The sequence below is a fragment of the Agromyces arachidis genome (genome assembly GCF_052805135.1).
Map to the genome: position 1 here is coordinate 178825 of NZ_JBRBDK010000005.1, position 13219 is coordinate 192043.

The window sequence follows — 13219 nt, forward strand, 5'->3', positions numbered from 1 at the left end:
CGCGGCGTGACATCCGTTCACCGCCTGCGCGCCTGCGCCCCGCCCCGGCAGTATGGTGAACCGCGTGGAGGGTTCGGTCGAGGCTCGCGTGAGCCACGAGGTCGACCGCTGGCTCGCGTGGCTGCCGCGCTGGCGGCCGGGCACGCACCGGGGTCGCGTCCGCCTGTGCACTCGCTGCTTCGGGTCGCCGATCCTCGCCGCGGCCGGCCTCGACACCGACGTGCCGCACCCGGTGCAGCACGCCTTCTCGATGCGGATGAAGGGCATCATCGACCACGCGGTCGACGACTACACGGCGCGCAACCTGCCGATGCTGCACCGCGAGATCCGCCTCGCCGAGGAGCGGAAGGCCCGACGGCCGTACCGCGCGGGGGAGGGCCTCGATCCGGAGTTCCTCGGCCTCGACCTCGACCCGGAGCCGACGCCGGGTTCGCCGTTCCTCTTCACGCTGCAGGGACTCGAGGCCGATGCCGCCGCCGAGGCGTTCGAGCCGGCTCCCCGCCCCTTCACCCCGGAGGAGAAGGAGGCGCTCCGCGAGGAGGTCCGGCTCGCCGACGAGTTCGCCAAGCAGCTCGGCCGGAGGATCTGCATCGAGCTCGCGCAGCACCGCCAGCGCATCGCCAATGCGGTGGAGCGGCTGGTCGAGCCGCAGGTCGCCGAACTGCTCGCCGACCTCGATCGCGAACTCGACGCACCGGGCTGGCCGGGCTGAGTCCGTTCGCTCTCGGCGTGCTCGCGGCATCCGTCGTCATTTGACCGGGTGATGACGCGCGATTACCATTGGTCGGGTGTGCGCTCTGCCGCGCGCTCTCCCATGCCCGCGATCCGCCAGTCGGAGACCGGGAACGGGCGAGTTCTCATCATGGCGCACATCAGGGCACCGGCCGCCGAGGCCGGGACGCCCCCACGGCATACCCACCACTGAAGGCAGCGCCGCTCGGCGGTGCCGGTGGGTCGTGATGTGAAACCCATCAACGCTGTCACCGTGCAGCACCATCAAGGAGAAGCAGTGCCAACCATTCAGCAGTTGGTCCGCAAGGGTCGCTCGCCCAAGGTCACGAAGACCAAGGCGCCCGCCCTGAAGGCCAACCCCCAGCAGCGCGGCGTGTGCACCCGTGTGTACACCACCACCCCCAAGAAGCCGAACTCGGCGCTCCGCAAGGTCGCCCGTGTCAAGCTCTCGAACGGCACCGAGGTGACCGCCTACATCCCCGGTGAGGGCCACAACCTGCAGGAGCACTCGATGGTGCTCGTGCGCGGCGGTCGTGTGAAGGACCTCCCCGGTGTGCGCTACAAGATCATCCGCGGCGCGCTCGACACGCAGGCCGTGAAGAACCGCAAGCAGGCCCGCAGCCGCTACGGCGCGAAGATGGAGAAGAAGTAATGCCTCGCAAGGGACCCGCTCCGAAGCGCCCCGTCGTCGCCGACCCCGTCTACGGCTCGCCGGTCGTCAGCCAGCTCGTCAACAAGATCCTCGTCGACGGCAAGAAGGACCTCGCGCAGCGCATCGTCTACGAGGCGCTCGAGAACGTCGCGAACAAGTCCGGCCAGGACGCCGTCGCGGTCCTGAAGAAGGCCCTCGACAACGTGCGCCCGACCCTCGAGGTCCGGTCGCGCCGCGTCGGCGGCTCGACGTACCAGGTCCCCGTCGAGGTCAAGCCGCACCGTGCGAACACCCTGGCGCTGCGCTGGCTCACCAGCTACGCCAAGGCCCGCCGCGAGAAGACCATGACCGAGCGTCTCACCAACGAGATCCTCGACGCGTCGAACGGCCTGGGTGCCGCGGTCAAGCGCCGCGAGGACACCCACAAGATGGCCGAGTCGAACCGCGCCTTCGCCCACTACCGCTGGTAGCGGGCCGAGCGGATGCCGCGGGCCTCGCGCTCGCGGCGGCCACGCGGCATCCGCTCACCCCCCACCCTTCCCTTCCTGACCATCCGGAGGAACCCCGTGGCACTTGACGTGCTCACCGACCTGACCAAGGTCCGCAACATCGGCATCATGGCGCACATCGATGCCGGCAAGACCACCACGACCGAGCGCATCCTGTTCTACACGGGCGTCAACCACAAGATCGGCGAGACGCACGACGGCGCCTCGACCACCGACTGGATGGAGCAGGAGAAGGAGCGCGGCATCACCATCACGTCCGCCGCGGTCACCTGCTTCTGGAACAAGAACCAGATCAACATCATCGACACGCCCGGCCACGTCGACTTCACCGTCGAGGTGGAGCGCTCGCTGCGCGTGCTCGACGGCGCGGTCGCCGTCTTCGACGGCAAGGAGGGCGTCGAGCCCCAGTCCGAGACCGTCTGGCGCCAGGCCGACAAGTACGACGTGCCCCGCATCTGCTTCGTCAACAAGATGGACAAGCTCGGCGCGGACTTCTACTTCACCGTCGACACGATCATCTCGCGCCTCGGCGCGAAGCCGCTCGTGCTCCAGCTCCCGATCGGCGCCGAGAACGACTTCGTCGGCGTCATCGACCTGGTCTACATGCGGGCCCTCGTGTGGCCCGGCGACGCCAAGGGCGACGTGACCATGGGCGCCAAGTACGAGATCCAGGAGATCCCGGCCGACCTCCAGGAGAAGGCGGAGCAGTACCGCCAGCAGCTCCTCGAGACCGTGGCCGAGAGCGACGACGCGCTGCTCGAGAAGTACTTCGGCGGCGAGGAGCTCACCGAGGACGAGATCAAGGGCGCCATCCGCAAGCTCACGATCAACTCCGAGGTCTACCCCGTGCTGTGCGGCTCGGCGTTCAAGAACCGCGGCGTGCAGCCCATGCTCGACGCGGTCATCGACTACCTGCCGTCGCCGCTCGACGTGCCCGCCGTCCAGGGCCACGACGTGCGCGACGAGGAGAAGATCATCGAGCGCCACGCCGACGCGACCGAGCCGTTCTCGGCGCTCGCGTTCAAGGTCGCGGTGCACCCGTTCTTCGGTCGCCTCACGTACGTGCGCGTCTACTCGGGTCGTCTCGACTCGGGCGCCCAGGTCATCAACTCGACCAAGGGCAAGAAGGAGCGCATCGGCAAGATCTTCCAGATGCACGCCAACAAGGAGAACCCGGTCGACTCGCTCACCGCGGGCAACATCTACGCGGTGATCGGCCTCAAGGACACCACGACCGGCGACACCCTGTGCGACCCGGACAACCAGGTCGTCCTCGAGTCGATGACCTTCCCGGAGCCCGTCATCGAGGTGGCCATCGAGCCGAAGACGAAGGCCGACCAGGAGAAGCTCGGCACCGCGATCCAGAAGCTGGCCGAGGAGGACCCGACCTTCCGCACCGAGCTCAACCAGGAGACCGGCCAGACGGTCATCAAGGGCATGGGCGAGCTGCACCTCGACATCCTCGTCGACCGCATGAAGCGCGAGTTCAAGGTCGAGGCGAACGTCGGCAAGCCGCAGGTCGCGTACCGCGAGACCATCAAGCGCGCCGTCGAGAAGCACGACTACACGCACAAGAAGCAGACCGGTGGGTCGGGCCAGTTCGCGAAGATCCAGTTCGCGCTCGAGCCGCTCGCGGTCGAGGGCGACAAGACGTACGAGTTCGAGAACAAGGTCACGGGTGGCCGCGTTCCGCGCGAGTACATCCCCTCGGTCGACGCGGGCTTCCAGGACGCCATGCAGTACGGCATCCTCGCCGGCTACCCGATGGTGGGCGTCAAGGGCATCCTGCTCGACGGCGCCGCGCACGACGTCGACTCCTCGGAGATGGCGTTCAAGATCGCCGGCTCGATGGGCTTCAAGGAGGCCGCTCGGAAGGCGAACCCCGTGCTGCTCGAACCGCTGATGGCCGTCGAGGTCCGTACTCCGGAGGAGTACATGGGCGACGTCATCGGCGACCTGAACTCGCGTCGCGGCCAGATCCAGTCCATGGAGGACGCCGCCGGCGTGAAGGTCGTGCGTGCGCACGTCCCGCTCTCGGAGATGTTCGGCTACATCGGCGACCTGCGCTCGAAGACCTCGGGCCGCGCCGTGTACTCGATGGAGTTCGAGAGCTACGCGGAGGTCCCGAAGGCTGTCGCCGACGAGATCGTCCAGAAGAACAAGGGCGAATAGCGCCCGAACGCACGAGCCGACAGGTTCGCGTAACATAACAACACAAACCCCCCGTAGCACTCCGGTCGCAATCCGGCGTCCGGTGCTGCTACACGGATCCTGAGGAGGACCCACAGTGGCTAAGGCCAAGTTCGAGCGGACCAAGCCGCACGTCAACATCGGTACGATCGGTCACGTCGACCACGGCAAGACGACGCTCACCGCGGCGATCTCGAAGGTGCTCGCCGACAAGTACCCGTCGGCCACCAACGTGCAGCGCGACTTCGCGTCGATCGACTCCGCTCCCGAGGAGCGCCAGCGCGGCATCACGATCAACATCTCGCACGTCGAGTACGAGACGCCGAAGCGCCACTACGCGCACGTCGACGCCCCGGGTCACGCCGACTACATCAAGAACATGATCACCGGTGCCGCCCAGATGGACGGCGCGATCCTCGTGGTCGCGGCGACCGACGGCCCGATGGCCCAGACCCGCGAGCACGTCCTGCTCGCCAAGCAGGTCGGCGTGCCCTACCTGCTCGTCGCGCTGAACAAGGCCGACATGGTCGACGACGAGGAGATCCTGGAGCTCGTCGAGCTCGAGGTCCGCGAGCTGCTCTCGTCGCAGGGCTTCCCCGGCGACGACGCTCCGGTCATCCGCGTCTCGGGCCTCAAGGCGCTCGAGGGCGACGAGAAGTGGGTCAACTCGGTCCTCGAGCTCATGGAGGCCGTCGACGAGTCCATCCCGGACCCGGTGCGCGACAAGGACAAGCCGTTCCTCATGCCCATCGAGGACGTCTTCACCATCACCGGTCGTGGCACGGTCGTCACGGGTCGCGCCGAGCGCGGCACGCTGAAGATCAACTCCGAGGTCGAGATCGTCGGCATCCGCCCGACGCAGAAGACCACGGTCACGGGTATCGAGATGTTCCACAAGCAGCTCGACGAGGCATGGGCCGGCGAGAACTGCGGTCTCCTGCTCCGCGGCACCAAGCGCGAGGACGTCGAGCGCGGCCAGGTCGTCGTGGCCCCGGGCTCGGTCACCCCGCACACCAACTTCGAGGGCACTGCCTACATCCTCTCGAAGGACGAGGGCGGCCGTCACAACCCGTTCTACGCGAACTACCGTCCGCAGTTCTACTTCCGCACCACCGACGTCACCGGCGTCATCACGCTGCCCGAGGGCACCGAGATGGTCATGCCCGGCGACACCACCGACATGACGGTCGAGCTCATCCAGCCGATCGCCATGGAGGAGGGCCTCGGCTTCGCCATCCGCGAGGGTGGCCGCACGGTCGGCGCCGGTACCGTCACGAAGATCCTCAAGTAGTCTTCGCGATCGCGACCTCGTGAGGGGGTCGGGCCTTCGGGCCCGGCCCCCTTCGTCGTGCCGGTGGTCAGTGCGCCTCGACGTGCGTGCCGGCGATCTCGGTGTCGACGTCGATCGCGCCCTCGACGCTCCGGCCCACCGTGCACCCCTTCTCGATCGCGCGCGCCATGATGCCCACGAGCTTCGAGCGATCGTCGTCGTCGAGCACCGAGAGGTCCACCAGCACCTCCTCGCCGATGCGCTGGTACCGGTTGGACTCCTCGTCGGATCGCCCGTGCGCCCACACCGTCATCGCGAAGTCGTCGCCGAGGCGGCGAGCGGCGACTCGGTCGACGCTGAGGCCGACGCACCCGGCCAGTGCGAGCTTCAGCAGCTCGCCCGGGGAGAAGTGCGCGCCGTCGAGCTCGGCGCCCCCGATCTGCACGGTCGCCCCGCGCTCGTTGAGCCCCTCCCACCGGCGCGGGCCGATCCGGGCGACCGAGACGCTGCCCGGTCCGATCCGCTCGCTCACCGCGTGCACGTGCTCGCTCGCCTGCTCCGTCATCGGGGGCCTCCCATCGGTCGTGTGCCCCGATTCCACCACCTCGAGGGCCGCCGCGGCATCCGCTTGACTGCGACGATGCTGTGAGCCCGGCGTGCGCGACACGCCCGGCTTGCACGCACCCGCTCGCTGTGGCAAACTCTTCTAGTTCAACATTTCGAACGGCGTGCCCTGCTGCGTGCCGTTCGAATCACTGCCAGGCAGTGCATAGCCACCGGGGCCCCGCGTCATCACGATGTCGGCGGCCGAGCGGGTCAGGCTAGGCCGCGGGCAGCAGGACGCACAACCGACAACCCTCTTCGAGCATGGTTCCGCCATGCCCGTCCGCGCGAATGCGACACGCCCGAGCGCGGGGATCGGTTGGGGCTCGAAGGTCGAGCGTGCCGAGGTCACCGCGCCAGCGGGGTGGCTTCGACAGGCTCGATCACCGGCCTTTGACAGAAGAACAGTGGTGCTTCACACGAAGTGGCTACGCGGCGTCCGATGCCCTCGGAAGGGGTAAGACGCCTTGACAGAGAGAGAGTCAGCAATGGCGGGACAGAAGATCCGCATTCGACTGAAGTCGTATGACCACGAGGTCATCGACACCTCGGCGCGCAAGATCGTCGACACGGTGACCCGCGCGGGCGCCACGGTCGTCGGCCCCGTGCCGCTTCCGACGGAGAAGAACGTGGTGTGCGTCATCCGTTCGCCCCACAAGTACAAGGACAGCCGCGAGCACTTCGAGATGCGCACCCACAAGCGTCTGATCGACATCGTGGACCCGACGCCCAAGGCCGTCGACTCGCTCATGCGTCTCGACCTCCCGGCCGACGTCAACATCGAGATCAAGCTCTGAGGTACGACATGTCCACCACTACCAAGAACGTGAAGGGCCTGCTGGGCACCAAGCTCGGCATGACCCAGGTGTGGGACGAGAACAACAAGCTCATCCCGGTCACCGTCATCGAGATCGCCCCCAACGTGGTCACCCAGCTCCGCACCGCCGAGAAGGACGGCTACACCGCCATCCAGATCGCCGCCGGCGCCATCGACCCGCGCAAGGTCACCAAGCCGCTCACCGGCCACTTCGACGCCGCCGGCGTGACCCCGCGCCGCCACGTCACCGAGATCCGCACGGCTGACGCCGCGGACTACTCGATGGGCCAGGAGCTCACCGTCGACGGCACCTTCGAGGCCGGCCAGCTGGTCGACGTCGTCGGCACCTCGAAGGGCAAGGGCTTCGCCGGTGTCATGAAGCGCCACAACTTCGCGGGCGTCTCCGCGTCGCACGGTGCGCACCGCAACCACCGCAAGCCCGGCTCCATCGGCGCGTCGTCGACCCCGAGCCGCGTCTTCAAGGGCATGCGCATGGCCGGCCGCATGGGCGGCGAGCGCGTGACCGTCCTCAACCTCCGCGTGCACGCGGTCGACGCCGAGAAGGGCCTGCTGCTCGTCAAGGGCGCCGTCCCCGGTGCGCGTGGCCGTCTCGTGTTCGTCCGCAACGCTGTGAAGGGGGCGTAGTCCATGGCTACCGCCAACACCATCGACGTTCTCGACGTGACCGGCAAGAAGTCCGGTTCGGTCGAGCTGCCCGCCGAGCTCTTCGACGTGCAGACCAACGTGCCGCTCATCCACCAGGTCGTCGTCGCCCAGCTCGCCGCAGCGCGCCAGGGCACGCACAAGACCAAGCGCCGCGGCGAGGTCTCCGGCGCCGGCCGCAAGCCCTTCAAGCAGAAGGGCACCGGTCGTGCTCGTCAGGGCTCGATCCGCGCGCCGCACATGACCGGCGGTGGCGTCGTCCACGGCCCGCAGCCGCGCGACTACTCGCAGCGCACCCCCAAGAAGATGATCGCCGCAGCCCTGCTCGGCGCGCTCTCCGACCGGGCCCGCGGCGGCCGCGTCCACGCGGTGACCTCGTTCGCCGGCGACACCCCCAAGACCAAGGACGCCGTGGCGCTCCTCGGCGGGATCGCCCCCGCGAAGCACTACCTGGTCGTGCTCACGCGCGACGAGGAGCTCTCGGAGCGCGTCGTCCGCAACATCCCGACCGTGCACGTGCTGCCGGTCGACCAGCTGAACGCCTACGACGTGCTCGTCTCCGACGACATCGTCTTCAGCCAGGCCGCGCTCGAGGCGTTCATCGCCTCGAAGACGGCGAAGAAGGAAGAGGTCTCCGCATGAGCGCCGCGCACAACAAGGACCCGCGCGACATCATCATCGCGCCGGTCGTCTCGGAGAAGAGCTACAACCTGATCGACGAGGGCAAGTACACGTTCATCGTGGACCCCCGTGCGAACAAGACCGAGATCAAGCTCGCGATCGAGAAGATCTTCAACGTCCAGGTCGCCTCGATCAACACCCTGAACCGCCAGGGCAAGACGCGTCGCACCCGCTTCGGCATGGGCAAGCGCAAGGACACCAAGCGCGCGATCGTCACCCTCAAGTCCGGCTCGATCGACATCTTCACGGCTGTCGGCTAAGGAGCAGAGGAAACTCACTATGGCTATTCGCAAGTACAAGCCCACGACCCCGGGTCGTCGCGGTTCGTCGGTCGCCGACTTCGCGGAGATCACGCGCTCGACCCCCGAGAAGTCGCTGCTCCGCCCGCTGTCGAAGTCCGGTGGTCGCAACAACCAGGGCCGCATCACCACCCGCCACGTCGGCGGCGGCCACAAGCGCCAGTACCGCGTCATCGACTTCCGTCGCAACGACAAGGACGGCGTGCCCGCCAAGGTCGCGCACATCGAGTACGACCCGAACCGCACCGCGCGCATCGCGCTGCTGCACTTCGTGGACGGCACCAAGCGCTACATCATCGCTCCGGACAAGCTCAGGCAGGGCGACCCGATCGAGTCGGGCCCCGGCGCCGACATCAAGCCGGGCAACAACCTGCCGCTGCGCAACATCCCGACCGGTACCGTCGTGCACGCCATCGAGCTCCGCCCCGGCGGCGGCGCGAAGCTGGCCCGCTCGGCGGGTGCGTCCGTGCGCCTCGTGGCGAAGGACGGCCCCTACGCGCAGCTGCGCCTGCCGTCGGGCGAGATCCGCAACGTCGACGCGCGCTGCCGCGCGACCGTCGGCGAGGTCGGCAACGCCGAGCAGTCGAACATCAACTGGGGCAAGGCCGGCCGCAAGCGCTGGAAGGGCGTGCGCCCGACCGTCCGCGGTGTCGCGATGAACCCGATCGACCACCCGCACGGTGGTGGTGAGGGCAAGACCTCCGGTGGTCGTCACCCGGTGAGCCCGTGGGGTCAGCCCGAGGGCCGTACCCGTCGCCCCAACAAGGAGAGCGACAAGCTCATCGTCCGTCGTCGCACCGTCGGCAAGAAGCGCAAGTAGGAGTAAGAGAAGATGCCTCGCAGCCTCAAGAAGGGCCCCTTCGTCGACGAGCACCTGCTTCGCAAGGTCGCCACGCAGAACGAAGCGGGTTCCAAGAACGTCATCAAGACGTGGTCGCGTCGCTCGATGATCGTCCCGGCCATGCTCGGCCACACGATCGCCGTGCACGACGGCCGCAAGCACATCCCGGTGTTCGTCACCGAGACCATGGTGGGCCACAAGCTCGGCGAGTTCGCGCCCACCCGCACCTTCCGTGGACACGTGAAGGACGACAAGAAGGGCCGCCGCCGCTGACGCGGTGGCGTGAAGGAGGAGAGAAATGGTGGAGTCGATCGCACGCGTGCGTCACATCCGCGTGACCCCCATGAAGGCCCGCCGCGTCGTCAACTTGATCCGCGGCAAGCAGGCACAGGAGGCCCTGGCCATCCTGAAGTTCGCACCCCAGGGTGCGAGCGAGCCCGTGTACAAGCTCGTCGCCTCGGCCATCGCGAACGCTCGCGTCAAGGCCGATGCCACGAACACCCACCTGGACGAGCAGGACCTCTACGTGAAGACGGCGTACGTCGACGAGGGCACCACCCTCAAGCGATTCCAGCCGCGCGCGCAGGGTCGTGCGTTCCGCATCAACAAGCGCACGAGCCACATCACCATCGTGCTCGGCACGCCCGAGGAGGGTACGAAGTAATGGGTCAGAAGGTCAACCCGTACGGCTTCCGTCTCGGCATCACCACCGACCACGTGTCGCGGTGGTTCTCCGACTCGACGAAGCCCGGTCAGCGCTACGCCGACTACCTCGCCGAGGATGTCAAGATCCGTCGCCTGCTCCAGACGTCGCTCGACCGCGCGGGTGTCTCGCGCATCGAGATCGAGCGCACCCGCGACCGCGTCCGCGTGGACATCCACACGGCGCGTCCCGGCATCGTGATCGGCCGCCGCGGCGCCGAGGCCGAGCGCATCCGCGCCGACCTCGAGAAGCTCACCGGCAAGCAGATCCAGCTCAACATCCTCGAGGTGAAGAACCCCGAGGCCGACGCCCAGCTCGTCGCGCAGGGCATCGCCGAGCAGCTCTCCGCCCGCGTGGCCTTCCGCCGCGCGATGCGCAAGGGCCTGCAGGGCGCGCAGCGCGCCGGCGCCAAGGGCGTCCGGATCCAGGTGTCGGGCCGCCTCGGCGGCGCCGAGATGAGCCGGTCGGAGTTCTACCGCGAGGGCCGCGTGCCGCTGCACACGCTCCGCGCGAACATCGACTACGGCTTCTACGAGGCCAAGACCACCTTCGGCCGCATCGGCGTGAAGGTCTGGATCTACAAGGGCGACATCACCAACAAGGAACTCGCCCGCGAGCAGGCCTCCCAGAAGCCGTCGCGTGAGCGCAGTGACCGTCCCCGCCGTGCGCCCCGTTCGCAGGAGCCGGCGGCCGCAGGAGTTGAGGCATAACCATGTTGATTCCCCGTCGAGTCAAGTACCGCAAGCAGCACCACCCCGGCCGTTCGGGCCAGGCCACCGGCGGCACGAAGGTCTCCTTCGGCGAGTTCGGCATCCAGGCCCTGACCCCCGCCTACGTGACGAACCGTCAGATCGAGTCCGCTCGTATCGCCATGACGCGTCACATCAAGCGTGGCGGCAAGGTGTGGATCAACATCTACCCCGACCGTCCGCTCACGAAGAAGCCGGCCGAGACCCGCATGGGTTCCGGTAAGGGTTCGCCCGAGTGGTGGGTCGCCAACGTCAAGCCGGGTCGCGTCCTCTTCGAGGTCTCGGGCGTCTCTGAGGAACTCGCTCGCGAGGCCATGACCCGTGCCATCCACAAGCTGCCCCTCAAGGCACGCATCATCAAGCGCGAGGAGGGCGACGCATAATGGCCGTCGGATCCAAGGAGCTCGCTGTCGTCGAGCTCGACACCTTCGAGGACGAGCGTCTCGTCGACGAGCTGAAGAAGGCCAAGGAGGAGCTGTTCAACCTGCGCTTCCAGGCCGCCACCGGTCAGCTCGAGAGCCACGGCCGCCTGAAGGCCGTCAAGCGGGACATCGCTCGCATCTACACGGTCATCCGTGAGCGCGAGCTCGGCATCCGTGCGACGCCGGCCCCGGCCGAGGCGCCTGCCGCGCCCGCCAAGAAGACCAAGAAGGCCAAGGCCGAGGCGGATGCCACGGCTGAGGCCGCAGAGACGAAGGAGGCCTAGTCATGGCAACCGCCAAGGAGACGAAGGGCCACGAGTCGGCCGAGCACGACGTCAAGGACGCCGAGGCTCGCGGGTACCGCAAGGTCCGTCGCGGCTACGTCGTCAGCGACAAGATGGAGAAGACCATCGTCGTCGAGGTCGAGGACCGCGTGAAGCACCCGCTGTACGGCAAGGTCATCCGCCGTACCTCGAAGGTCAAGGCGCACGACGAGCAGAACACCGCCGGCATCGGCGACCTCGTCGTGATCTCCGAGACCCGCCCGCTCAGCGCCACCAAGCGGTGGCGCCTCGTCGAGATCGTCGAGAAGGCCAAGTAAGCCGCAGGGCTTGCCTCTCAGAAGGAGTACGAAGTGATTCAGCAGGAATCCCGGCTCAAGGTCGCCGACAACACGGGTGCCAAGGAGCTGCTCACCATCCGCGTGCTCGGTGGCTCCAGCCGCCGCTACGCGGGCCTCGGCGACGTCATCGTCGCCACCGTCAAGGATGCGATCCCTGGCGGCAACGTGAAGAAGGGCGACGTGGTCAAGGCCGTCGTCGTCCGCACCGTGAAGGAGACCCGTCGTCCCGACGGCTCCTACATCAAGTTCGACGAGAACGCCGCGGTGATCCTCAAGAACGACGGTGACCCCCGTGGCACCCGCATCTTCGGGCCGGTCGGCCGGGAGCTCCGCGACAAGAAGTTCATGAAGATCATCTCGCTGGCGCCGGAGGTGCTGTAACCATGGCGAAGATCAAGAAGGGCGACCTCGTCCAGGTCATCTCGGGCCGCAGCCAGGCTCGCGGCGGAGACCGCGGCAAGCAGGGCAAGGTCATCGAGGTGCTCGTCGACCAGAACCGCGTCGTCGTCGAGGGCGTCAACTACGTCACGAAGCACGTGCGCGTCGGCCAGACGCAGCGCGGTTCGAAGACCGGCGGCATCGAGACCCACGAGGCCCCGATCCACGTGTCGAACGTCGCGCTCGTCGACCCCGAGACGAAGAAGCCGACCCGCGTCGGCTTCCGCACCGAGACCGTGACGAAGGACGGCGTCGAGAAGACCGTCCGCGTCCGCTACGCGAAGAAGTCAGGTAAGGACCTCTGATGACCGACACCGCAACTGCCGCGCCGGCTGGCAAGATCCAGCCGCGCCTCAAGCAGAAGTACCAGACCGAGATCACGTCGGCGCTGACCGAGGCGAACGGGTACTCGAACCCGCACCAGGTCCCCGGCCTGACGAAGATCGTCGTCAACATGGGCGTCGGCGAGGCCGCACGCGATGGCAAGGTCATCGACGGCGCCATCGCCGACCTCACGAAGATCACCGGCCAGAAGCCGCAGGTCACCAAGGCCCGCAAGTCGATCGCCCAGTTCAAGCTGCGCGAGGGTCAGCCGATCGGCGCCCACGTCACGCTTCGCGGCGACCGCATGTGGGAGTTCCTCGACCGCCTGCTCTCGCTCGCGCTGCCCCGTATCCGCGACTTCCGCGGCCTCTCGGACCAGCAGTTCGACGGAACCGGCAACTACACCTTCGGTCTCACGGAGCAGTCCGTGTTCCACGAGATCGACCAGGACAAGATCGACCGGGTCCGCGGCATGGACATCACCGTGGTGACCACTGCCAAGACCGACGACGAGGGTCGCGCGCTGCTCAAGGCGCTCGGCTTCCCGTTCAAGTCGAACGACAACGCGTAGTAGACTCTACGAGTTTGTGCCGCGTCGGCCGGACCTCTCGCGAGGTCCGGCCCGCACCGGCATTCGGCGGCTCGCAACCGCGTGCCGCCACCACCACAGGTCAGTCCCCGTGTAACGGGTCCTGAAACCTGGT

At 67.6% G+C, this 13219-nt stretch carries 20 protein-coding genes; 19 read left to right on the plus strand and 1 reads right to left on the minus strand.

Annotated features, from left to right (window positions below):
• The first annotated feature begins 64 nt into the window (after positions 1-64).
• The 5 genes from ACUY4T_RS08970 (at position 65) to tuf (ending at position 5374) form a co-directional block, all read left to right on the plus strand.
• Complete coding sequence (locus ACUY4T_RS08970; RefSeq protein WP_446018593.1) at positions 65-712, plus strand: spermidine/putrescine ABC transporter substrate-binding protein; 648 nt, start codon at positions 65-67, stop codon at positions 710-712.
• Positions 713-1009: 297 nt separating this feature from the next.
• Positions 1010-1384, plus strand: coding sequence for a 30S ribosomal protein S12 (rpsL, locus tag ACUY4T_RS08975; RefSeq protein WP_022889720.1), 375 nt, complete (start codon positions 1010-1012; stop codon positions 1382-1384).
• Positions 1384-1854 carry a 30S ribosomal protein S7 gene (gene rpsG, locus ACUY4T_RS08980; RefSeq protein ID WP_067948599.1) on the plus strand — a complete coding sequence of 157 codons (471 nt, stop codon included), beginning with the start codon at positions 1384-1386 and terminating at the stop codon, positions 1852-1854. Before rpsL ends, rpsG begins: the two co-directional genes overlap by 1 nt.
• A gap of 96 nt (positions 1855-1950) precedes the next feature.
• The gene (gene fusA, locus ACUY4T_RS08985) at positions 1951-4065 is read left to right on the plus strand and encodes an elongation factor G (RefSeq protein WP_446018594.1); all 2115 of its coding nucleotides are present in this window, start codon (positions 1951-1953) and stop codon (positions 4063-4065) included.
• Between the two features lie 115 nt (positions 4066-4180).
• On the plus strand, positions 4181-5374 hold the full coding sequence (gene tuf / locus ACUY4T_RS08990) for an elongation factor Tu (RefSeq protein ID WP_446018595.1): 1194 nt from the start codon (positions 4181-4183) through the stop codon (positions 5372-5374).
• A gap of 67 nt (positions 5375-5441) precedes the next feature.
• Here tuf and ACUY4T_RS08995 read toward each other — a convergent pair whose 3' ends face one another.
• On the minus strand, positions 5442-5918 hold the full coding sequence (locus tag ACUY4T_RS08995; RefSeq protein ID WP_446018596.1) for an OsmC family protein: 477 nt from the start codon (positions 5916-5918) through the stop codon (positions 5442-5444).
• Positions 5919-6444: 526 nt separating this feature from the next.
• On the opposite strand from ACUY4T_RS08995, the gene rpsJ reads away from it, so the two are divergent.
• From rpsJ to rplE, 14 genes are read left to right on the plus strand one after another with little or no spacing between them, the layout of a single operon-like run.
• Entirely contained in the window at positions 6445-6753 is a 309-nt protein-coding gene (gene rpsJ, locus ACUY4T_RS09000; RefSeq protein ID WP_017201594.1) for a 30S ribosomal protein S10, read from the plus strand.
• An 8-nt stretch (positions 6754-6761) separates the two neighbouring features.
• Complete coding sequence (rplC, locus tag ACUY4T_RS09005; protein WP_446018597.1) at positions 6762-7418, plus strand: 50S ribosomal protein L3; 657 nt, start codon at positions 6762-6764, stop codon at positions 7416-7418.
• Positions 7419-7421: 3 nt separating this feature from the next.
• On the plus strand, positions 7422-8078 hold the full coding sequence (rplD, locus tag ACUY4T_RS09010) for a 50S ribosomal protein L4 (RefSeq protein WP_446018598.1): 657 nt from the start codon (positions 7422-7424) through the stop codon (positions 8076-8078).
• Positions 8075-8377: a 50S ribosomal protein L23 gene (rplW, locus tag ACUY4T_RS09015; RefSeq protein WP_204395464.1), complete on the plus strand. Its 303-nt coding sequence runs from the start codon at positions 8075-8077 to the stop codon at positions 8375-8377. The genes rplD and rplW overlap by 4 nt, the downstream gene beginning before the upstream one ends.
• Positions 8378-8396: 19 nt before the next feature.
• Positions 8397-9236: a 50S ribosomal protein L2 gene (rplB, locus tag ACUY4T_RS09020; protein ID WP_446018599.1), complete on the plus strand. Its 840-nt coding sequence runs from the start codon at positions 8397-8399 to the stop codon at positions 9234-9236.
• A 12-nt stretch (positions 9237-9248) separates the two neighbouring features.
• The gene (rpsS, locus tag ACUY4T_RS09025) at positions 9249-9530 is read left to right on the plus strand and encodes a 30S ribosomal protein S19 (protein WP_376950094.1); all 282 of its coding nucleotides are present in this window, start codon (positions 9249-9251) and stop codon (positions 9528-9530) included.
• A 25-nt stretch (positions 9531-9555) separates the two neighbouring features.
• On the plus strand, positions 9556-9921 hold the full coding sequence (gene rplV, locus ACUY4T_RS09030) for a 50S ribosomal protein L22 (RefSeq protein ID WP_446018600.1): 366 nt from the start codon (positions 9556-9558) through the stop codon (positions 9919-9921).
• Positions 9921-10670, plus strand: a complete 750-nt coding sequence (rpsC, locus tag ACUY4T_RS09035; protein WP_067948578.1) for a 30S ribosomal protein S3 — start codon at positions 9921-9923, stop codon at positions 10668-10670. Before rplV ends, rpsC begins: the two co-directional genes overlap by 1 nt.
• A 2-nt stretch (positions 10671-10672) precedes the next feature.
• Complete coding sequence (rplP, locus tag ACUY4T_RS09040) at positions 10673-11092, plus strand: 50S ribosomal protein L16 (protein WP_149161171.1); 420 nt, start codon at positions 10673-10675, stop codon at positions 11090-11092.
• Positions 11092-11415 carry a 50S ribosomal protein L29 gene (gene rpmC / locus ACUY4T_RS09045; RefSeq protein WP_446018601.1) on the plus strand — a complete coding sequence of 108 codons (324 nt, stop codon included), beginning with the start codon at positions 11092-11094 and terminating at the stop codon, positions 11413-11415. The genes rplP and rpmC overlap by 1 nt, the downstream gene beginning before the upstream one ends.
• Positions 11416-11417: 2 nt before the next feature.
• Positions 11418-11732 carry a 30S ribosomal protein S17 gene (rpsQ, locus tag ACUY4T_RS09050; protein WP_446018602.1) on the plus strand — a complete coding sequence of 105 codons (315 nt, stop codon included), beginning with the start codon at positions 11418-11420 and terminating at the stop codon, positions 11730-11732.
• 33 nt (positions 11733-11765) lie between these two features.
• Complete coding sequence (rplN, locus tag ACUY4T_RS09055; protein WP_067948571.1) at positions 11766-12134, plus strand: 50S ribosomal protein L14; 369 nt, start codon at positions 11766-11768, stop codon at positions 12132-12134.
• A gap of 2 nt (positions 12135-12136) precedes the next feature.
• Positions 12137-12496 (plus strand): 50S ribosomal protein L24, encoded by a 360-nt coding sequence (gene rplX / locus ACUY4T_RS09060; protein ID WP_446018603.1) that lies wholly within the window; start codon positions 12137-12139, stop codon positions 12494-12496.
• Positions 12496-13086, plus strand: a complete 591-nt coding sequence (gene rplE / locus ACUY4T_RS09065) for a 50S ribosomal protein L5 (RefSeq protein ID WP_446018604.1) — start codon at positions 12496-12498, stop codon at positions 13084-13086. Before rplX ends, rplE begins: the two co-directional genes overlap by 1 nt.
• Positions 13087-13219: the final 133 nt, after the last annotated feature.